This is a genomic window from Planobispora rosea (assembly GCF_014648175.1).
GTDB classification, from domain to species: Bacteria; Actinomycetota; Actinomycetes; order Streptosporangiales; family Streptosporangiaceae; genus Planobispora; species Planobispora rosea.
The window spans coordinates 164795-184536 of the sequence record NZ_BMQP01000007.1 but is presented as its reverse complement, the minus strand read 5'-3'; the positions used below and the strand labels follow the sequence as shown (position 1 = coordinate 184536).

15 protein-coding genes are annotated in these 19742 nt (G+C 71.5%); 7 read left to right on the top strand and 8 right to left on the bottom strand.

Annotated features, from left to right (window positions below):
• Positions 1–308: 308 nt before the first annotated feature.
• Positions 309–737, top strand: coding sequence for a hypothetical protein (locus IEZ08_RS09580; protein ID WP_068921606.1), 429 nt, complete (start codon positions 309–311; stop codon positions 735–737).
• A gap of 155 nt (positions 738–892) precedes the next feature.
• On the opposite strand, the gene IEZ08_RS09575 is transcribed toward IEZ08_RS09580, so the two are convergent.
• The 3 genes from IEZ08_RS09575 to pdxR form a co-directional block, all read right to left on the bottom strand.
• Entirely contained in the window at positions 893–2716 is a 1824-nt protein-coding gene (locus IEZ08_RS09575) for a hypothetical protein (protein WP_068921607.1), read from the bottom strand.
• Positions 2701–3456 (bottom strand): ABC transporter ATP-binding protein, encoded by a 756-nt coding sequence (locus IEZ08_RS09570; protein WP_068921608.1) that lies wholly within the window; start codon positions 3454–3456, stop codon positions 2701–2703. The genes IEZ08_RS09575 and IEZ08_RS09570 overlap by 16 nt, the downstream gene beginning before the upstream one ends.
• An 843-nt stretch (positions 3457–4299) precedes the next feature.
• Positions 4300–5715: a MocR-like pyridoxine biosynthesis transcription factor PdxR gene (pdxR, locus tag IEZ08_RS09565; RefSeq protein ID WP_068921609.1), complete on the bottom strand. Its 1416-nt coding sequence runs from the start codon at positions 5713–5715 to the stop codon at positions 4300–4302.
• Positions 5716–5949: 234 nt separating this feature from the next.
• On the opposite strand from pdxR, the gene IEZ08_RS09560 reads away from it, so the two are divergent.
• The 4 genes from IEZ08_RS09560 to IEZ08_RS09545 all read left to right on the top strand — a co-directional run bounded on the left by IEZ08_RS09560 (position 5950) and on the right by IEZ08_RS09545 (position 9971).
• Complete coding sequence (locus IEZ08_RS09560) at positions 5950–6930, top strand: AraC-like ligand-binding domain-containing protein (RefSeq protein WP_068921610.1); 981 nt, start codon at positions 5950–5952, stop codon at positions 6928–6930.
• Between the two features lie 155 nt (positions 6931–7085).
• Positions 7086–7544: a hypothetical protein gene (locus IEZ08_RS09555; protein ID WP_141703645.1), complete on the top strand. Its 459-nt coding sequence runs from the start codon at positions 7086–7088 to the stop codon at positions 7542–7544.
• Between the two features lie 1227 nt (positions 7545–8771).
• On the top strand, positions 8772–9278 hold the full coding sequence (locus tag IEZ08_RS09550) for an NUDIX hydrolase (RefSeq protein ID WP_141703647.1): 507 nt from the start codon (positions 8772–8774) through the stop codon (positions 9276–9278).
• Between the two features lie 228 nt (positions 9279–9506).
• A complete protein-coding gene (locus IEZ08_RS09545) occupies positions 9507–9971 on the top strand; it encodes a GNAT family N-acetyltransferase (RefSeq protein ID WP_189242011.1) in 465 nt (154 codons plus the stop codon).
• On the opposite strand, the gene IEZ08_RS09540 is transcribed toward IEZ08_RS09545, so the two are convergent.
• Together IEZ08_RS09540 and IEZ08_RS09535 are read right to left on the bottom strand one after the other, a co-directional pair.
• Positions 9960–10844: an epimerase gene (locus tag IEZ08_RS09540; RefSeq protein WP_189242010.1), complete on the bottom strand. Its 885-nt coding sequence runs from the start codon at positions 10842–10844 to the stop codon at positions 9960–9962. The two genes, IEZ08_RS09545 and IEZ08_RS09540, sit on opposite strands and share 12 nt — an antisense overlap.
• 147 nt (positions 10845–10991) lie before the next feature.
• Positions 10992–12698, bottom strand: a complete 1707-nt coding sequence (locus IEZ08_RS09535; RefSeq protein ID WP_068921614.1) for an asparagine synthetase B family protein — start codon at positions 12696–12698, stop codon at positions 10992–10994.
• Positions 12699–12770: 72 nt separating this feature from the next.
• Between IEZ08_RS09535 and IEZ08_RS09530 the strand changes: the two genes are divergently transcribed.
• Both IEZ08_RS09530 and IEZ08_RS09525 read left to right on the top strand, forming a co-directional pair.
• Entirely contained in the window at positions 12771–14693 is a 1923-nt protein-coding gene (locus tag IEZ08_RS09530) for a glycosyltransferase family protein (protein WP_084779613.1), read from the top strand.
• Between the two features lie 15 nt (positions 14694–14708).
• A complete protein-coding gene (locus tag IEZ08_RS09525; RefSeq protein ID WP_068921615.1) occupies positions 14709–15365 on the top strand; it encodes a DALR anticodon-binding domain-containing protein in 657 nt (218 codons plus the stop codon).
• Positions 15366–15398: 33 nt separating this feature from the next.
• On the opposite strand, the gene IEZ08_RS09520 is transcribed toward IEZ08_RS09525, so the two are convergent.
• The 3 genes from IEZ08_RS09520 to IEZ08_RS09510 all read right to left on the bottom strand — a co-directional run bounded on the left by IEZ08_RS09520 (position 15399) and on the right by IEZ08_RS09510 (position 19692).
• Positions 15399–16469 (bottom strand): hypothetical protein, encoded by a 1071-nt coding sequence (locus IEZ08_RS09520; protein WP_068921616.1) that lies wholly within the window; start codon positions 16467–16469, stop codon positions 15399–15401.
• A 67-nt stretch (positions 16470–16536) separates the two neighbouring features.
• Positions 16537–17022, bottom strand: coding sequence for a hypothetical protein (locus tag IEZ08_RS09515; RefSeq protein WP_068921617.1), 486 nt, complete (start codon positions 17020–17022; stop codon positions 16537–16539).
• Between the two features lie 72 nt (positions 17023–17094).
• Positions 17095–19692, bottom strand: a complete 2598-nt coding sequence (locus IEZ08_RS09510; RefSeq protein ID WP_141703649.1) for an AfsR/SARP family transcriptional regulator — start codon at positions 19690–19692, stop codon at positions 17095–17097.
• Positions 19693–19742: the final 50 nt, after the last annotated feature.

The following is a 19742-nucleotide window of genomic DNA, read 5'->3' as shown; positions in this document are numbered from 1 at the left end:
CGCTCTGCGGGAGGGCTGATCAACAAGGAAGCTGGGGGAGGAGTAGGGGACGGCGAGGCGTGCCCGGCCCCGCAGGCCCCGTGCCTCCGAGGCGGCCGGTCCGGCGCTTCGCGAATCATCACGACTTCCGGCTTCCTTGTCCGGCGTGCAGAAGGAACCGGATCACCGGTATTTCGGTCCGACAGAATTCCTATTAATGGTGCATTTAAGTTAAAACTGCTCCATTTGATGAAATTTGGCTATTGTGGGTCATGTCTGGCCGGCCAGCCGCGCATCAAAAGGGATGGTTTACTTCACGGGGAGAACACATGCCGAATACGCGGCTGCACAGTAAGAGAATCACGGCTGCCGGTGGCGCCGCGCTGCTCCTGGTCCTGCTGGGATCCACCGCCGCGCAAGCCGCTCCACCGCCCGCCGACGAGTCCGCCTCCGGTAACGTCGTGCAGCTGGGGGAGCCCACTCCTCTGGGGACGTGTACGGGCCCCCTCTGTGGCAGGGTCAAGAACCACAGCAATTCCGACACGGATCTCTGGATCATCAACAACTGGCCGCCGGAGACGGCGAACGGTGCATTCGTGAAGCCCGGTGAGACTTCCACCAAATACTTCAAGGACACCGACGGCTTCTACATCCCCACCGGGTGCAAGGGGGTCCGTTCCTGGGCGCCCGATCTCAAGGGCGGCTACTGGTACAAGATCAATGATCTGCACTCCGGGACGGTCAAGGTCGACTGCTGAGGGGTGCCCCGGGTGACCGGTGGGGATCGGTGACCGGGGACCCGGGAGCGTGCACCGACCTCAGAGGATCATGGAGCCGCACCGGTGGGTTCACCGGTGCGGTCTCCACGTCCCGCAACGCCCGTCGCGTCCGCCGGGTCGGCCGGTGCGCGCCGTCAGCGTCTGCGGTGGCGGTAGAAGATCCACGCCCCCGTGCCGTAGGCGCCGAGGCCGAGCAGGATCATCATGGCGATCACCGGCCACTGGAACACCTCGGGCAGGTGGAGCGCGAGGAACCAGCTCCTGGTCCCACCATCGTTGATCTTGATTAGGGCCGGCACGACGCCCTGCGGGAACAGCGGGATCGCCGCGATCGTCATGCAGACGCCCACGATGATCCGCTCGCGCTTCGGCAGTTCGTCGAAGCCTCCCCCGTTCCCCCGGCTTCCCGGCCCGGCCGCGGGGCGCTTGCCCGTGCGCATCGTCTGCAGCAGCTCCGGCCCCCGGGCGTGCAGCCGCCGCTGGGCCAGCAGCCCGAAGCCCCACCAGCACAGGACGCCGGTCGCCACGCCGACGGCCACGCCCGCCCAGCCGTACAGCGCGACGGCCACCGCGGCCGGGGCCCCGGTGAGCGCGACCAGCGCCAGTACGGCGTAGGCCATGCCGGTCAGCGCGCCGTCGTCCTCGCTGACGCGCAGCGGGTTGCCGCCGCGCCGGTGCGGATCGGTTCCGGGGACGAGCGCGTAGACCGACATCAGCGGGACGATCCCGGCACCGCCGCCGAGCAGCGCGGCGGTGAGCGCGAGCACCATGGGCCAGGGACCGCCGGTCACCGCGGTGCAGGCCAGGGCCAGCGCCGCGGCCACCGGGCCCACGACCAGCAGCCAGGCCCGCTGCCTGCCCCGCACGTCGGCCGCGCCCGGGACCGTCAGGGTGAGCCAGAGCGCGGTGCCGTCGACGGCGTAGAGCCCGGCCGTCATGGCGGCGGCCATGACGATGAAGATCGGACCGGCCCAGGGCAGCATGGCGTCGATGCCCAGGACCAGCGGGGCGGCGGCGAAGAACACGCCGTAGGCGACGGAGAAGGTGAGCTGGTGGGTCCGGACCAGGTCACGCGACCAGGCGCGCAGTTCCTTGGCCACCACGGCGCCGGACGCGGTCGAGGCCGTCATGGGACGCCGGCTCCGGGCGGACGCCCGCGCCGCGCCCACCCGCCGGGTGAGCAGGGCGGCCCAGGTGGCCAGCAGCAGCGCGACGAGCACCGCCGTCGCACCCAGCACCAGGCCCGCGCGGCCCCAGTTCCCGGCGCCCGCCGCCTCGACCGCGGCCAGTCCCCACCCGGACGGCAGGTAGCGCAGGACCGCCGAGGCCTCGGGGGTGATCCCGCCCGCCTGGCCCAGGGCGATGACGAAGACCCAGCCCTGGCCGAGCGCGGCCAGGATCACGCCGTTGACGAGGCCGGTGCCGATCGCGCCCACGCGCGAGCGCAGGGCGATGCCCAGGGCGGCCACCGCGACCCTCGACAGCAGGACGAAGACCGCCAGCTGCAGGAGCGTCGCGGGGAGCGCCACCAGGACGGCGGCCGGGCCCCGCCGCACCCCGGAGACCGCGAGCCCGGTGAGAGCGAGCAGGCTGATCGCGGGCGCCACCCCGACGAAGGCCCCGACCAGCAGGCCGACGGCCAGACGGCGCGGGGGGAGACCGAGGAGGGTGAAGTACTCCGGGCGCAGCGTCTCGTCGCCTCCCCCGGAGAAGACCGGGCCGAGGATCCAGCCGAGCATCCAGACCGCGTAGGCCGCGGCGAGCAGGTCGCCGCTCTGGAACGCGGCGAACAGGGTGCCACCGGCGAGGACGAGCCCGAGCGTGCCGCCGGTGGCGACCAGGCCGGCCTTCTGCCCGCTCATCGAATGGCGCAGTACGGCCAGCTTCATGCCGGCCATGGTCCGGGCCGCGGTCACGGCAGTGGCCGCGGCCGGGGCCGGGGTCAGCGTGACAGCCATGAGAGCTCCTTCGTCCCGGTGCCGGCCGACCCGACGAGCCCGACGAAGGTGTCCTCCAGGGAGCGGCCGCCCCGGACCTGCTCCAGCGTCCCGGCGGCGGCCACCCGGCCGCCGTCGATCACCCCGACGTGGTCGCAGAGCTGCTCGACCAGGGCCATGACGTGGCTGGAGAGCACGATGGACCCGCCCCCCGCCACGAAACCCCGCAGAATGGTCTTGATCGTGGCCGCGGAGACGGGGTCGACGGCCTCGAAGGGCTCGTCCAGCACGAGCAGCCGGGGGGCGTGCAGCAGCGCGGTGGCCAGACCGATCTTCTTGCGCATGCCCGTGGAGTACTCGATCACGAGGGTCTTCTCCGCCACGTCCAGCTCCAGCACCGACAGCAGTTCCTCGGCGCGCTCGGCGACGACCGCCTTCGGCAGGCCGCGCAGCAGCCCGAGGTAGGTGAGCACCTCGCGCCCGGTCAACCGTTCCGGCATCGCCAGACCGTCGGGCAGCACACCGACCATCGACAGGGCGCGGGAGGGGTCGGACCAGACGTCCGCTCCGAAGATCCGGGCGCTGCCGCCGTCCGGGCGGAGCAGGCCCACGGCCATGGACAGGGTGGTGGTCTTACCGGCTCCGTTCTGCCCGACCAGTCCGTAGAACGAGCCCTGGGGGACGGTCAGGTCGACGTGATCGACCGCGATCTTCTCGCCGAAAGTCTTGGAGAGGCCGGTGATCTCAAGGGCTGGAGTCATGGGGGGCTTCCGGGTGCGGGGAGCAACACTGAGTACAGATAGGCCCAAAAGGGGCGGACCGGAAGCATTCGATCATGTATGGCCGGAAAGTGTCCAGCTCCTCTGCGGCCCGCCGCCGGTGCGGCGTTCGGGACGGTCCGGCCGGGCCGGGAAAGGGGTGGTCAGGCGGGGCGCGAAAGGGCCGGTCGTACATGACAGAGAGAGGGGAGGCCGGACGAAATGTCGGAATGTTATGATCTCCGCATGGTGGGAGTCCGGCGATTTATCCGCCCCCGGCTGGCCGTGTCAGCCGCTGGGGCGAATCGGCGTGCTCTGACCTGACTGAAGGCGGCATCCGCATCGGCGCCCGGCGGCGGGTCGGCCGGGGGAGATCTCCCCGTCCGCTGCGAACCGATCGGAATCACGATGCCTTCCACCCCTCCGTCCTCTGCTTCCCCTGCCTCCTCTGTCTCTTCTCGTCCCTCCTCTGTCTCTTCTCGCGCCGACGGCTCTCTCCGTCCCGAAGGCGGAAAGCCCCGCCCGGATGCCCTCAGCCCCGACGAGCTCGCTCGCGCGCTGACCATCCGCGACCTGAGCGACCCCGCCCACGGGGCGCACGCCGTTCAGCTGGTCGTCGACATCCTCGTCCAGGCCCTCCGGACGGCCGGGGGCAGCCGGGTCCGGCTGACGGGCCGGCCGGCTGGATTCCCGTGTCAGGTCAGGGCCCGGGAGCTGTGGTGGCGCGATCGTGCGTCGCAAACATGGCGTCAATCGCGCAATAACCGATTCGCGAGATCGTTGATGGATCCTTTTCGTCCTTGGCCGAGTTCGTAGTTCTGCAGGACGGTGACCGCCTCGCACGGGTCACCGGCCGGTGAGAGCGGTGAGGCCGGTGACGAGGGCGTCGATCGCGGCGGTGACCCGCTCGGTCGGCAGGGCGCCGAAGCCGACGAGGAATCCCGCGACCGATCGGGGCTCCTGGTAGGTGCGGCGCAGTGAACCGACCAGGACACCGTGCCGCAGCAGGGCCTGGCACACATTGGCCTGCGCCGCCGTCTCCGGACCGGCCACGGCCACGTGCAGTCCGGCCTGGACCGGCAGCGGCCGGTATCCCGCCGGGAGCCGGTCGAGCAGTTCGCGGTGGATGCGGTGGAAGCGCGTGGTGTAAGCCGCGCGCATCCGCCGCAGGTGGCGGCCGAGGTGGCCGGCGTCGATGAAGACGGTCAGCGCCTGCTGGGTGGCGAGCGGAGGACACCAGTCGACCGCCTGGCGCACGGTGGTGATGGCCGGTACCAGCGCCATCGGGGCGACCAGGAACCCCGTTCGCAGCCCGGGACTCAGAATCTTGCTGAAGCTGCCGATGTAGATCACGCGCCCGTCGCGGTCAAGGCGGTGCAAGGGCTCCAGCGGGCGCGCGGTGTGCCGGAACTCGCTGTCGTAGTCGTCCTCCACGACGGCCGCGCCGTGGCGGCCGGCCCAGCGCAGCAGCTCCAGCCGGCGGCGGCGGGACAGCACCACGCCGAGCGGGTACTGGTGGGAGGGGGTGACGTAGACCAGACGCGCATCTGATGGGATGGCGTCGACCACGATGCCGTGCTCGTCGACCGGCACGCCTGCCACCTCGACGCCGTGGCAGCGCAGCAGCTCCCGCACCGGCGGGTAGCCGGGTTCCTCCACGGCGGCCACGTCTCCGGGGGAGAGCAGGACTCTGGCCACGAGATCGACCGCGTGCCCGGTGCCGGCGGTCACCACCGCCTGGTCCGGCGTCATGGTGATGCCCCGCGAGCCGGCCAGCCAGCGCGTCAGAGCGGCGCGCAGGTCGGCGGTGCCGGTGGGGTCGCCGTACAGGGTCGGATCCTGCCGCAGACCGGCCAGCACGCACCGGCGCCACACGGCGGCGGGGAACAGGCGCGCGTCGATCCGGCCGGGCCGCAGCTCGAAGAGCGCCTCGGCCTGCGGGTCGTCGTCGTAGCGCCGCAGGGCCGCGCTGCGCGGCGTGGGGGCGAGCGCCCCGGGCGGCGGGCCTTGCAGGGACGGCCCGTACCCGGCGGCGACGACGGTACCGCCACCGGCCCGGCCCTCGGTGTAGCCCTCCGCGGCCAGCGCCCCGTAGACACCGGTGACCGTGGAGCGGGCGATGCCCAGTTCGGCGGCCACCGCCCGGGACGGCGCCAGCCGGTCACCCGGCCTCAGCCGCCCGTTCATGATCGCCTCACGGATCTGTTCGTACAACTGCCGGGTCAGGCTGCGCTCATCATCGGGATCGATGAACAGTTCCATCGCCCACTCCAACTTGGTCGGGTCGAGAGTGCCGTGCTTGGACCTGTTGAGGAGGCCGTGTTCACCGTAGCGTCGCGGGCGAAGACGGGGCAGCCCCCGAGGAGGGGAGGGCGGCGGGCCACGTATGCCGGAAAAGAGCTGATCCCCGGCCGCAGCCGAGGGAGTGCCGAGCACAGAGCAAGTCCGCAACGTTCGCCGAGGACGGCCCTCACGGCCGTCGCACAGGAGGGGGTCATGGACGTCGTCAGCACCGCCGAAGTCCCGGCACAGGAACGCTTCGCCTTCTGGCGCGAAGTGAGCTCCACCACCTGGGTGCCCTACGACGCGCGCTGTCCACCGCAGCTGCGACAGCGCTTCCAGGCGCAGATCGCCTACCGCCAGCTGGACCTGGTGCAGGCCACGCTGATGACCACGACGCCGTACGCCATCCGCCGCACCCCCCGGCTCATCCGTCAGACCGATCCGGAGATCTACAAGCTCGGCTGCACCGTGCAGGGTCACGGTGTGGTGGCCCACGACGACCACCAGGCCGTCTTCGGGCCCGGGGACCTGGTCCTGTACGACACCTCCCGCCCCTACCGGGCCGAGCTCGCGCCGGACGCCCCGACCAGCCAGATGCTGGTTCTGAAGTTCCCGCGCTCGTCGCTGCCGCTACCCTCGCGGGACCTGCGGCGCCTGTCCATGGTCCCCATCTCCGGCGCCCACGGAATCGGCGCGCTGACCTCGCAGTTCATGCTGCAGATCGCCAGGCGTCTGGATGAGCTCACCCCCTCCGACACCGCCCGGCTGGCTGCGCTGACGCTCGATGTCTTGACTGCGGCGCTGGCCGGCGCACTGGACGCTGACGGTTCGGTCCCACCCGAGAGCAGGCGGCGCGCATTGCTTGCCGAGATCCACGCTTTCATCCTGGCCCACCTCGGCGATACCCGCCTGAGCCCGGAGACGATCGCCGCCGCCCACCACATCTCGCTGCGCTCCCTGCACCAGCTGTTCCATACCGGCGGGCACACCGTCGCCGGCTGGATCCGTGAGCGTCGCCTGGAGCGATGCCGACGCGACCTAGCCGATCCCCGGCTGGCCACCCGCACGATCACCGCGATCGCAGCCCGGTGGGGCTTCACCAGCCCAGCGCACTTCAGCCAAACCTTCCGCAGCGCCTACAGCCTCTCGCCGCGCCAATTCCGCCATCAGTCCGCGATCCTGCACGAGGACTGAAAACCGGTGCACTCTGCCGAAAGACAGGGTCCGGGTACGGCTTGCATCCTCATGGTGAGAAGGAGAAGGAGCCCGGCCCCGAGGCCATCCGTTTTCCCAACCACCGGAATCACAACTCGATTCCGCGTCCGGGCAGGTGAAAGGTGGAGAGGATCGTGAGAGTAAAAATCGCGCAGACGGCGACGCCGCTCGCCGCTGCGATCGTGATGGCACTCGGTTCAGTCGCTTTCCCGGCGGAGGCGTACGCGGCAGGGAACGCCGCGGTGAAACCCGTTGGACGGAACGGGCCAGGCCCCATCGAGGTTCAGGAGGTCGTACGCCTTCCGGGCATCGCACATGCCGCCGCCGGATGGCTGATGTTGAGCAGCGGGACCACCGAGCGCACCATCTTCTACGATTCCTGTCAGCCTCCAAGGCAATATCAGTCGCAGCTGTTCTCAGTCGGTGCCTTCGACAACCGGCCTCCTCCCGGCTGCCAGGTGGTCCTGGTCAACCGGGAGGGCGCCGGCAAGGTGCTATGCGTAGGCCGTGGAAGCGTTCCCAACGAATTCCGTCAGTCGCAGATCGTGCGGATTCAGCCTGGAACCGCGCCGCCTTGCGGTTTCGGCTCATGATGAACCGTCTAAGGCGATCTGACTGGCGTGATACCGGCAGGAGCCCGGCAGGGTGCGGTCGCCGCGCTGATGTTGCATCTTCTCGGTGAACGAGATTCGTCACCCTCGGCTGAATCGGTCAACCCTTCCGGTCACGCGACTCCTGCCAACGGGCGGGCGTCAATCTCAAGATTTCATAAGCCGATCGAGGATCAGAGAGGAACCGGTCATCTCACAAGTACACCTCCGGGCGAGAATGGAGCGGTCAGTGAAGAAACGAACAGGCAAGATCGTCGGAAGCCTCGCAGTGTGCATGGCAGTCCTCGTGGCCATGCTGGGATTCGCGACTCCCGCTGGAGCCACCGAGTCGGGCTGCAATGGATGGGCCTGCGTCAAGGTATACGGAGACAGCACCTGGGTGAGCACCGTCGAAGCCAGAACGAACGGCCCTCTGGTCGTGCTCAGCTTCTATGGACATTTCCGCATCTGGGGCCCCGGCTTCGCCTTCAACACCCCGGACCAGAACAATTCATGGAGCATTCTCCATCAAAGGGCTATAAATCGCCATCTTCCCAACGGAAGCAAAGTCTGCAGTGAGGCATATCAAAAGAACTCCAACGGCACCTACACGCGCAGGGGGCTTCCCTGCGTAACCATCGTGCGATAAAAGCTGCACGATAGGGCGCAACTGTCGGGACTCCCATGGCCGGAGGGGGGATCGCTTGCGGTCCCCCCTCCGGCGTCGGCCGTAACCCGGTGTCGGCGCCCGGGCCTGCGCTCGGCGCCGTGGGAAATGATATGAATTTTTCGTGATGTGCCGGCCCTGCGGTCGCCCGGCCGTCGGGTGGACGGCCGGACTGGCCGCCCCTGCGTCCGGCAGGAAAAGGCGAAAAGTGAAAAATATTCGCTGACCGCCCTTCTCGCTGCCGTTGTCCTCGGCCGTTCCCTCTCTTGCCTGAAAGCGAGCGTCCGCTTACCCGCCCACCATGCAACCGTCGTAGGACGGAAAACGGCGAGGACGGCGACACCGGCGGCGGCACGCGGTATTTTCAGGGATGGGTGAACCCGTGGAATTCATTTCAAGGAGGTGCTGGATCCCCTCGCGTCACCGTCACCGTCCCCGGGTCCGGTCGTCGCCGGCAGGGCCGGCGCCCTGAGCACGGGCGGTTGACCGGCGGTGCGCCACCGGCCGGGCGGCGGGACGCCTCTCCGTCATCCTCTCCCTGTCATTTCGAAAGTAGTCTTTTTATGGCTTATCGGGCATACGGCATCATCAACGACACCGAAAAAGACGTGCTGGTGATGGGCGCGAAGCGGGCCGGCTTCCTGGCCGGCTTCCTGGTCTTCTTCGGGGGCAGGCTGGAGGACGAGGAACCGGGCAAGGACGCGTTCCTGCGGGAACTGGCCGAGGAGAGCCACAAGCGAGTCGGCTGCGCGTCCGACGACGTCCGCCGCTTCAAGGTGATACACACGATGGAGCCCGAGCCTGCCGACCTCATCTTCTTCCGCTGCGTCAATCCCACATACACGACCGGGGAGATACCGCACGGCGACGAAATGGGGTCGGTGGTCGCGGTCTCGGTCGACAAGCTGCTGAGCAGGCTTCCGGACGACCCCGGTGAGGTCACGCCCACGCTCGTCGCGAACATCCTGGTCGAGATCTACGGGGGCGGGGAAGACATAGCGTCATATCGGGCCTCGGGAATCATGCGGGCCCTGCGTGATTACCTCGTCAAATACTATTATCGGGAATAACCCGGTCATCCGGTCGCGTGCCGTTTCCGGCGTCGGCTCGACACCCGCCTGAGGCCGCGCCCGGCCCCGGCCGGTCCCCCGCGCCCGTCTCCGCGCGACCGCAGTGCTGACCGGGCAGGGAGCGTCCCTCACCGCCGGCGGCGGAGCCGTCTACGCTGCCACCGGGAGACGATTCGACGCACCGGGTCCGGCAGGGCCGAGGGGCGCGTCACACCTGGGAAGGCGGTCATGCTGATCAGAGCGGCGCGGGAGGACGAGGCCGGGCTCCTGAGCGAGCTGGCGGTCCGGTCCAAGGCCCACTGGGGTTATGACGAGGCGTTCATGGCGGCCTGCCGGGACGAGCTGGTGGTCCGGGCCTCGGAGGTCGCAGAGCGGCGCACCGTGGTGGCCGAAGGCGACGGCCGGGTCCTGGGCTTCGCCACGCTGGAGGGAGACCCGCCGGAAGGGGACCTGGGCATGCTCTTCGTCGAGCCCGCCACGATCGGCCGGGGCGTGGGCCGGCGCCTGTTCGAACACGTCACCGCCGCCGCGGCGGGCCTCGGCTTCACCCGCCTCACCATCGACGCCGATCCGAACGCCGAGCCGTTCTACCTGGCCATGGGGGCCACGAGGATCGGCGCGACCCCGTCGGAGTCGATCCCCGGACGGATGCTCCCGCTGCTTGAGATCACCGTCGACGGGTCACCCGCGTAGCAGGTGGGTGAGAGCGCCGGCCAGGTCCGGGTGGCGGAAGGCGAATCCGGCCTCGGTGAGCCGGGCCGGGAGGCAGCGGCGCCCGGTGAGCGCGAGGGCCGGGTCGGTGCGCAGGACCCGGGCGCCCAGCCGTACCAGGAACTCCGGCGTCGGCGGCGCGGGCGGGCGGCCCAGGACCCGGCGGAAGGTGCGCATCAGCTCGGCGTTGCGCACCGGCGAGGGACTGGTGGCGTGCAGGACGCCGCTCCAGGCGGGATCGTCGATGACGAGGCGGACGACGGCCTGGAAGTCGTCGATGTGCAGCCAGCTCACCCACTGGCGGCCGCTGCCCACCCGCCCTCCCAGACCCCATCGGGTCAGGCCGGTCAGCCGGTTCAGCGCGGGGGTGTCACGGTCGAAGACGACGGCGGTGCGCAGGATGACCTGCCGGTCGCAGGGCACGCCGGCGGCGGCGGCCTCCCAGGCGCGGGCGACCCCGGCCATCTGGGGCGGGCCCTCGGCGGGCGGGGAGGTCTCGGTGAGGACGGTCTCGCCGCCCTCGCCGTAGATGGCCAGGGTGCTGAGCTGGATCCACAGGGCGGGCGCGCCGTTCGCGGCGGCCTCGGCCAGGGCACGGGTCGGCCCGACCCGCGAGCGGGTGAGCAGGTCGATGTTGGCCGGGGTGGGCGGCCGGTCGACGATCTCGCCCGCCAGGTTGATGAGTACGGCTCCGGCCAGCTCGCCGGCCAGGTCACCGTCCCAGCCGATCTGCCGGTGGGGGCCGGTGGCGGCAGGCCGCCGGGTGAGCACGACGGGTTCGTGGCCGCGGGCGGCCAGATCGGCGCAGAGACTGCGCCCGAGCGCCCCGGTGCCTCCGGCCAGCACAATCTTCATGCTGGCGAGTATCGCGCAGCACCGCCGGGGGGCCGACGGCGGGTGGGCCCCGCTCCGCGATCCGATCAAAGGTGATCGGCGGTGACGGGACGCGACGGCCGGGCCGGGCCGGGCTGTCCGGTCCGGATCGCCCGGTGCCGTACGGGGTCAGTCCCAGGGCGGGGTGAGGTCCGGGAGACGGTCGGCGTAGTCGCCCAGCCAGGCGCCGAACAGCACCAGGCTGCGCACCCAGAACCGGTCGTTCCAGCCGTTGAAGCGGGCCAGCGCGTCCGGCCCCTCGGCGACCACCTCGTGCAGCCGCTCCGACAGCAGCGACGGCACCGTCCGCGCGACCCGGGTCAGCATCTCGTGCCCGTAGGCGCGGGCGGGCGCGGCGGCCGAGCGGAGCGGGACCCGCTGGAGCGGCTGCTTGACCACGTTGGTCGAGGGGAGCGCGGCCACGCGCGGGTTGGCCGTGTGCAGCAGCTCGCGGTAGAACTTCCCGCCGTCCTTGCGGGCCACGCCCACCGAGAGGGCGGCGTCGAAGAAGTCGGGGTGCATGAACGGCGCCGCGAACGACACCTCGGGACCGACCAGGTTGACGGCGGAGCGGGCGATGCCCCGGGCGGTGCGGGTGTGCAGGACCGACAGCGGCAGCTCGGCCCGGTGCCCGTTGAGCGGGGAGGTCGCCTGGGTGAACGCGGTGCGCACCGACGAGGTGATCCACTCCTCCGCCTGCTCGGACAGGAACGGCACCGACGGGGCGCCCAGGGCGAGCGACCCGAGCAGCGCGGCCTTCCGCTCGGCCTGCGTGGAGGCGGTCAGCGCGGCCCCGCTGACCATGAAGTTCTTCAGCAGCGGACCGCCGGCCAGGCCGTCCACCAGGGTCCGCCCGGCCCGGTGCACCTCGCGGGCGAACGGCGCGTACCAGGCGTGGTGCGGGGTCAGGAACTCCAGGCGGCGGGCGACGGCCAGGGCGTCGGCGGGATAGGCCGCCGGATCCTGGTCGATCACGCGGTGCCGTACCCCGAGCTCACGCGTGATCGCCTTGGCGAAGGCGATGTCGGTGTCGGTGCCGTCGTCCGGGCTGGTCGTCCACGACTCGACGTCCGCGCCCCGGGCCACGGCCACCGAGCACAGCAGCCGCGAGTCGTAGCCGCCGCTGACCGGCACCAGCAGCGGGCGCCCGTCGAACTCCTTGTAGACCTCGTGCAGGATCTCCAGGAGCTCTCCGGCGGTCCGTCCCGCCTCGACCGGCTCCTCGCGCAGCCAGCGCGGGAGCCGCCGGTCGGTGGAGAGCCGCTCGGCCCGCTTGTCCCAGACCAGGGCGCTCGCCCCGGCCAATCGCCTGACCTGCGTGTACGGAGTGTCGTCGCGGAGCGGGAAGGTGACCTGGATGATCGCGGCCCAGGCGTCCCAGTTGATCTCGTACGGCGTGCGCGCGAGGGAGAGCAGCGGCTCCAGCAGGGAGGAGAAGTAGACCGCCTCGCCCTGGACCAGGTAGTAGACGTCCACCAGGCCGAGCCCGCCGGCGTGGAGCGTGATCCGCTCGCCGTCGTCGATCAGCCCGGGAGTCTCGTAGGTCTCCGCCACGGTGATCCACGGCGCCGCGCCGCCGGGACGGCGCTCGCCCCAGGAGAACGCCCACGGGCCGGCGTCCTGGGCGGCGCTCTCGGCGAGGCTCGCGGCGGGCCCCCGGCCCGGCCCTTTGGCGTACGGCGGCAGCGGGGACGAGCTGAACAGCGCCGCGCCCGGGGTCCGCAGCGCGGGCCGGACGCGGGGCCCGGCCTCGCGCAGGGCCGTCAGGGCACCCTCGTCGAGCCGGCCGATGCCGCCGCAGACGTACGGCCTCACATTGAACGTCGGCCACTGCACCGTGCTGACTCCTCCGTGTCGCGATTGTCCAAAGGGTATCCTTTGCGCGGCTCAGGACAATCGGAGGACGACGTGGCGGGCGAGCAACTCGAGAGCACGCGGCAGGCGCTGCGGGAGGCCATGGCCCAGGCGGAGCGGGCCGCCGAGCTGGCCAGACTGCTCGACGCGGCGCAGGCGAGGGCCGCGGAGGCCGAGCGCGCGGCCGAGGAGGCGCGCGTCCTCCAAGAGCGGCTGAAGGAGACCGAGAGCCGTCTGGAGGCGGCTGAGGCGGTCGAGGGCAAACTCCGCCGGGATCTGGCCGAGCAGCGGTACCAGGCCGAGGTGGCCCGGTGGAAGCTCTCGTCGGTGCAGATGGCGCGCTGGTCCCGGATCGGTGACGCGATCAAGACGGGCAAGAGCAACCCGGTGCGGCTGGCGCGCGGCCTGCGCGGCGCGGCCAAGCCCGCCAAGCGCCCGGTCGCGCCCAAGCGCCAGCCCGTGGCGCAGCCGAAGAGCGAGGCGAGGCAGGTTCCCGGAGCGGCCTTCCAGGCCACCGCGACGACCCGGACGGTCGGCGGGAAGTCCGTCAAGCTCAAGCCCTTCCGCATTCCCACCGGCCCGAACACCCGCCCGCACCTGACCGCGGCGGTCGTCGCCGAGCCGCACGCCGAGGCGCTGCTGCGCTACGAGTGGCGGCAGACCACCGGGTTCACGCCGCGGGACTTCACCCGTGTGCTGGCCGCCGAGGTGCCGCACCTGCTGCTGGTGGAGTCGGTCACCGAGGGGCCGTGGGCCGAGGAGCTGCGGGACCGGGACGGCGGGTTCAGCGGCCTGCGCTCCCTGCTGGCATGGTGCGCCGAGCGGGGCATCCGTACCGTCTTCTGGCACACCCACGGCGAGGTCGCGGACTTCGCCCCGGCCGCCGCGCTGTTCGAGCACATCGTCACCGCGCTGCCCGCGACGGTCGGCGCGTGGGGCGCCGCGCTGGCGGCCGGGGAGGCCGAGCGGGGGCCGGGGCGCCGGGAGCCGTCCCTGGGGCTGCTGCCCTTCGCGATCCAGCCGCGTGTGCACAACCCCCTGCCGCTGGCCGGGGACCGGTTCGACCGGGTGCTCACCCTGGAGGAGCTGCTCCCCGCGCACCTGTCGTATCCGGACGTGCTCACCTCCTACCGCTGGCCCAGGGCCGTGGACTGCCCGCCCGGGACCGAGCTCTGGCGGATGGCGGAGCTGGCCGCCTGCGGCACCCCGATCGGGACCGAGCCCGACGAGCGCCGGGCGCACGTCGCCCTCCGGCAGGCCTACACCTCCGGCACGATGACGCAGAAGGTCGACGAGCTGCTCGACGCCATCGGCCTGCCCAGCGCCCGCGCGACGCTGAACATCTCGGTGATCATGATTGACCGGGGCGACCTCGACCACACGCTGGCCCAGGTCGCGCCGCAGAAGGGCGTCGTGCAGCTGGTGCTGCTGTCGGACGCCCCCGACGCCGAGGCCAGAGCCCGCGCCGCCGTGTCCGAGCGGGTGGACGTCGCGGTCCGCCGTACCGACCCGGAGCTGTCCCTGGGGAGCATGCTCAACCGCGCGCTGGACCTGTGCGAGGGCGATCTGGTGGCGGTCATGGACGGCCAGGACGCCTACGGTGAGCACTATCTGACCGACCTGTCCCGCGCCTTCCTGTTCACCACCGCCGACATCGTCGGCAAGGCCGCGTACATCGCGCATCTGCGGGACGTCGCCGCGACCGTGCTGCGCCATCCCGCCGCCGAGTACTCCTACGTTCCCGACGTCGCCGGGGCCACCCTCCTGGCCCGCAGGACCGTGCTGCGCTCCATCGGCTTCGCCGACGTCTCCGAGGGCTGGGACGAGGTGCTGATGCGGCAGTGCCGGGCCGACGGGATCAAGGTCTTCTCCGCCGACCGGTACGGCTACGTCCGGCTCCGTGACCAGGACCGCTGGCTGCTCGGCTCCTCCCAGCTCGTCGCGTACGGCCCCGCCGAGCCGCACGCCTTCGTATAGAGGGCCGGGCAGGGAGTGACCCCCGGCCGTCTCGGCGAGATCCTCGGAATGCCGCCCACCCCGCAGGGGACGTGGGCCGGGGAGGCGCTCTACGTCTCCCCGGCCGCGCTGCGCCGGGGTGAGCCGCCGGAGGAGCTGGCCGGGCGGGTGCGCGCGCTGCCCGGGGTGGCGGCCGTACGGGTCCGGGCCAACGGCTTCCTGGAGATCGCGGTGGCCGTTCCCGGGGAGCTGCTGGAGGAGATCGGCCCACCGGCCGGCGGGACCGCCGGAGAGCCGCCGTGGGCGTTCTCCCCGGGGACCTGGGAGAACCCGGGCTTCGTCGTCGGCTACGCCCACGCGCGGGCGGTCGCCGTCCAGCGCTGGGCCGCCGAGCTGGGCGTGCCGGGGGAGTTCCGCCCGGAGGCGCTGTCCGGGAGCCGGGATCGGGCGGTGCTCAGGCTCCTGGCGGAGGTCCCGGGCCGGCGGGTGAGCCGCGACCCGGGCTGGGCGGCCTACGCCGAGCAGCTGGCGCTGGCCTACCACGACGCCTTCGAGCGGGCTCCGGCGCTGCCGGTGGGCGATGAGGAGCCGTCGGCGCTGCACGCGGCGCGGGTGCGGCTGGCACGGGCCGTACGGGACGTGCTGGCGGAGGCGCTCGGAGCGCTCGGCCTGGAGGCGCCCGTCCGGGTGTGACGGGGTGACGTCCGCCCGCCGGCGGTCGATTCGTCATGGTGTCAGCCACCGGACTCCGTAGTCCTGCCGGAGCAGAACGAGTTCTCCGGTCTCCGCGTAGACGGCGGACAGCGTGTTCCGGTACGTCGCGGTCGTCCGCCCCCGCTGGTCGACCAGTTCGGCGGTGCCGTCGTGGACGACGGCGAAACGCCTGCCGGAGGGATCCGCCCGGACCTGCGCCTCGGCGGGGAGATCGCGGGCCCAGGTCTGCGCGCCCGAGGTGTCCACGCCGCGGATGGCCGTGAACGGTCTGCCGGACTCGTCCTTCCAACGGGAGACGATTACGGCGCTCTCCCGGCCGGCGGCGCATTCGCCGGGTACCTCCAGGTCGGTTCTGAGCGGTACCGTGCGCTCGCGCCCGAGTACCAGGCGGGGTGTGTCCCCGAGGAGCACGGACAGTTCGCCGTCGCCGGCCGTACAGGCGCCCCAGGTCCTCGCGGCGGGCAGCCCGCCGCGGAGCAGGCGCCAGCCGTCGCGGTCACGGCCGAACCACAGCACCCGGTCGGTGGCCACCGCGAGCGCGGTCGTCCGGCCCGCGTCTTCGACCCAGAGCACGTCCGCCGTCAGGGGTACCGGTACCCGGACGGGCTTGCCGGCCGGGCGGATCAGGCGCAACCACCCCGCTCCGCCGGCAGGCCCTTCGGCGATCACGGAGTCGGAGGCGGTGCGTGCGGTCAGGATCCGGCGGATGGGGGAGGAGGACTTTCCGAAGGGCCGAACGCTCGCTCCGGTGCGTGTCCAGGGGGCGGGGTCGGGGCCGGTGGGCTTCCAGGTCCCGGAGAAGACCGCGTCCGGGCAGCGCGCCAGGCAGAGGGCCTGGGCGCCGCTGTGGAAGGCCCTACGGTCCTGCCAGGCCCGCTGCCCCGTCCGGGTGAGGCCGAGGAACGATTCGCTCCGCGGGTCGAGCACGATGGCCCCTTCGCGGGACGCGGCGACCAGTACCGGAGCGGGTTCGGGGACGGGCGGGCGAGGCGGGGCGGCGACCGGCGCGGGGGTGCAGGCGACGAGCGCCAGCAGGGCGGCCGGCAGGGCGGCGGCGGTCCGGACCGTCGTTCTTAAGATCATGATCGTCTCCGGTGGGACCGGACGCGGGGGCCGGGTCCCGGCCCCCGCGTTCACAGAGCGTGCGGGATCAGACGCTGTTGGTACGGCCGGAGCAGCGCGGGTCGTTGCCACGGCGGTCGAAGACGAAGGTGAAGTCGGCGTGGACCTTGGCCCTGCGGGGGACCGCTTCGTTCAGGGAGATCCCGCCGGTGCCCTTCCTGACGTTGTCCCCCGAGACCCACTTCCAGAGCGTCCGGTCGGATCGGCCGTTGAGGTGCTCCCGGAGCCGGAGGGTGACGTTGTTCCGGTCCCGCAGGCCGGGGCCGCCGAGATACCAGTTCATCCGGTTGAAGATGTCGTTGCGGCCCCTGGTGTAGTAGTAGGCCTTGAGATTGCCGTAGTTGCCGCGGGCGGCCGAGCAGTTGCCGCTGAGGTTCAGGCTCGCCGCGGTGGCGGCGGCCTCGGCGGCGACCGGAGCGGTCTGCGGGGCGGCGGCGTGGGCAGTGGTGGCCGCCACGCCCGTCGCGAGCACCCCGGCGACGAGCGCGGTGCTCAGTTTCGCGTTCAGTCCCATGTCGTTTCCTCTCTTGTCGTGCGGATGAGAGGAAGGTAGGCCGGGGCGTGTTGAGGGGATGTTGAGGATTTGTCAGGCCTGGGCGAGCACGTCCAGAGCCTCGCTCCTGCCCCGGTCGTCGCCGACCTCCTCGAAGATCTTCTGTGCTTCCCCGGCCAGGTCCCGCGCCCGGTCGGTGGCGTCCTCCGCGAGGTTGACGCGTGCGAGCGCCAGCAGCGCGTGAGCGTTGAGCAGCCGGTCGGAGAGGCGTACGGCGATGCCTCTGGCCGTCTCCGCCGTCTCCCTGGCATCGGAGGTCAGGTTCTGCGCGAGCTGTACGGCGGCCAGCTCGACCAGCGCGTCGGCCTGGCGGAGCCGGTCGCCCAGGCCGGCGAACAGCTCCGCCGACGCGGCCAGCCGGTCCGCGGCCTCGTCCATGCGCTCACCGCGCTTCAGCGTGACGCCGAGGGCGTGGAGCGTCTCCGCGGCGTCCCTCGGGTTCTCAGCGGAGTCGAGGCACCTGGTGAGGGTGAGCAGGGCTCTGCCCACCTCGCCGAGTTCGAGTTGGACATGGCCGAGCCTGCGTCTGACCCGTGCCAGGTCTCCGCCGCCGCCCTCCCGCAGGAAGATGCCGAGGGCGAGCCTGAGGCGGTCGTGGGCCAGGTCCCAGCGCCGTTCCGCGCGGTGCAGGTCACCCTGGTCGCGCAGGATCAGCGCCTCACCCCGGACGTTCCCCGCGCGCCGGGCGGCATCCAGCGCGGTCTCGCTCACGTGACGCCAGTCGTCGAGGAAGCGGTGCCGTTCGAGGAACGGCGTGAGCAGGTGCGCGAGCCTCCAGCACTCATCGTCCAGCGCCGCCCCGTGCAGGTCGGCGACGAGGCCGGTCAGGAATGCCCGCTCGGCGAGCAGCCACTCGACCGATTCACGGATGTCCCCGGTGGCGGATGCCGTCCGGAGATCGCCGGAGACCAGGGAGAAGCGTGAGGCCTGAACGCGGGCCATGGCCACGGCGAAAAGGTCGGACAGGACATCGGGGACGGACTTCTCGTCCAGGAGTTCGCGGGCGAACAGCCGGGTCAGGTGGTGCAGCCGGTAACGCGCCTGACCCGCGACGTCGATCACATGCGTCTCCAGCAGGCCCGCCTCCACCAGCGTCTCCGCTCCGCCGCCGAGCCGGGCGGCCACCCAGTCGGCGACGTCGGGGGCCGACAGCGCACCGAGTGACCGCAGCGTACGGCGGGCCGTCTCCGGCAGCCCGTCGTATCCGATGGAGAACACGCTGCGGAGGGTCTGGTCACCCGCGTTCAGTCTGTCGAGCCGGTTACGCTCGTCCTCCAGCAGGCCTACCAGGTAACCGGCGGTCCAGTCGGGCCGGGAGGCCAGCCGGGACCCCGTGATGCGCAGCGCGATGGGCAGCCCGCCACAGATGTGGACGAGTTTCGACACATCCTCCCGGTCGGACCCCCGGTCGGGGCCGATCAGTTTCACCAGCAGGTCCTTCGCGGAATCGTCGTCGAGCACGCCGACCGGCACCCGGGTGGCACCGGTGAGGCCGCCGAGCGCGGACCGGCTCGTCACCACTGTGGGACAGGCCGTCAGCAGCGGCCGGACCTGGGCCTCGTCCGCGGCGTTGTCGAGCAGCACGAGCAGCCGCCGGTTGGCCGTGTACGTGCGCAACAGCCGCTCGCGCTGGTCGACGGTGGCGGGAACGGCCTGGGCGGGGCAGCCGAGCCAGCGCAGGAAGTCCTCCAGCACCGCCGCGGGCGAGGCCGTCTCACGCATGTCCGCGTACAGGATCCCGTCGGGGAACGACTCCCGGTGCCGCCACGCGGCGTGGAGGGCAAGCGCCGACTTGCCCACGCCCACGGGGCCATGGACGACGACCTGCCCACCTATCACCCGGTCGATCAGGTCCTGCCGGTCGGTGAAGTGGGACACGTCGTGGGGCAGGAGCACCGGCGGGCCCGCGGAGACGTGCAGGGAGGCGTCGTCGTGGAGCATCCGGTGGTAGAGCAGCTGGAGCCCGGGGTCGGGCTCGATGGCGTGTCCGTCGTCGAGTTCGTCGCGCAACGCCGAGTAGGCGGCCAGGGCGTCCACCCGGCGTCCGCTGCGGTAGAGCGCGAGCATGTACTGGCCGCGGAAGCGCTGCCAGAGGGGGTATCGCCGCACCAGGTTCCGCAGCTCGGCGAGGGTCTCACGGTGGCGGCCCGCGTCCAGGTCGAGACCGATGCGGCGTTCGAGCGCCAGCAGACGCAGTTCTTCCAGTTCCTCGCGGAGCCGTCCGGTCTCGGCCCAGCGCTCGGCGTCGGGATCCACGTCCGCCAGCACGGGTCCCCGCCACAGGGCGAGGGCCTCGACCAGGTCGTCGCGCCTCCCGCTCGCCACGAGCCGCCGGAAGCGGTCGACGTCGAGCTGGTCCTCGCCGATGGCCAGCGTGTAGGTCCCGGAGACCGTGGTGATCACGTCTTTGCCGATCAGCTGCCGGAGCTGACCGATGTACCCGCGCACGAGGGAGTCGGAGCGCTCGCCCCCCTCACGCGGCCACAGCAGCGCGCGCAGCCGTTCCACGGTCAGCGGGCGGCGGGCGTTCAGGATGAACACCGTCAGCAGATCCCGGTGCTTGGGTGCGGTCGGGGTGCGATCCTGCGTACCGTCCCGCACGTCGAGCGCGCCCATAATGCGAAATTCCACTACGGATTCCCCGGTACGGTAGGCGATCCATTATTTGATCGATCAGAATC

What these genes read in the sequence shown, in the direction of transcription:
- IEZ08_RS09515 (WP_068921617.1), bottom strand. Translation starts at nt 17,022, where the DNA reads ATGGGACTGAACGCGAAACTGAGCACCGCGCTCGTCGCCGGGGTGCTC.
- pdxR (WP_068921609.1), bottom strand. Translation starts at nt 5,715, where the DNA reads ATGGAACTGTTCATCGATCCCGATGATGAGCGCAGCCTGACCCGGCAG.
- IEZ08_RS09570 (WP_068921608.1), bottom strand. Translation starts at nt 3,456, where the DNA reads ATGACTCCAGCCCTTGAGATCACCGGCCTCTCCAAGACTTTCGGCGAG.
- IEZ08_RS09540 (WP_189242010.1), bottom strand. Translation starts at nt 10,844, where the DNA reads ATGAAGATTGTGCTGGCCGGAGGCACCGGGGCGCTCGGGCGCAGTCTC.
- IEZ08_RS09575 (WP_068921607.1), bottom strand. Translation starts at nt 2,716, where the DNA reads ATGGCTGTCACGCTGACCCCGGCCCCGGCCGCGGCCACTGCCGTGACC.
- IEZ08_RS09520 (WP_068921616.1), bottom strand. Translation starts at nt 16,469, where the DNA reads ATGATCTTAAGAACGACGGTCCGGACCGCCGCCGCCCTGCCGGCCGCC.
- IEZ08_RS09545 (WP_189242011.1), top strand. Translation starts at nt 9,507, where the DNA reads ATGCTGATCAGAGCGGCGCGGGAGGACGAGGCCGGGCTCCTGAGCGAG.
- IEZ08_RS09560 (WP_068921610.1), top strand. Translation starts at nt 5,950, where the DNA reads ATGGACGTCGTCAGCACCGCCGAAGTCCCGGCACAGGAACGCTTCGCC.
- IEZ08_RS09550 (WP_141703647.1), top strand. Translation starts at nt 8,772, where the DNA reads ATGGCTTATCGGGCATACGGCATCATCAACGACACCGAAAAAGACGTG.
- IEZ08_RS09580 (WP_068921606.1), top strand. Translation starts at nt 309, where the DNA reads ATGCCGAATACGCGGCTGCACAGTAAGAGAATCACGGCTGCCGGTGGC.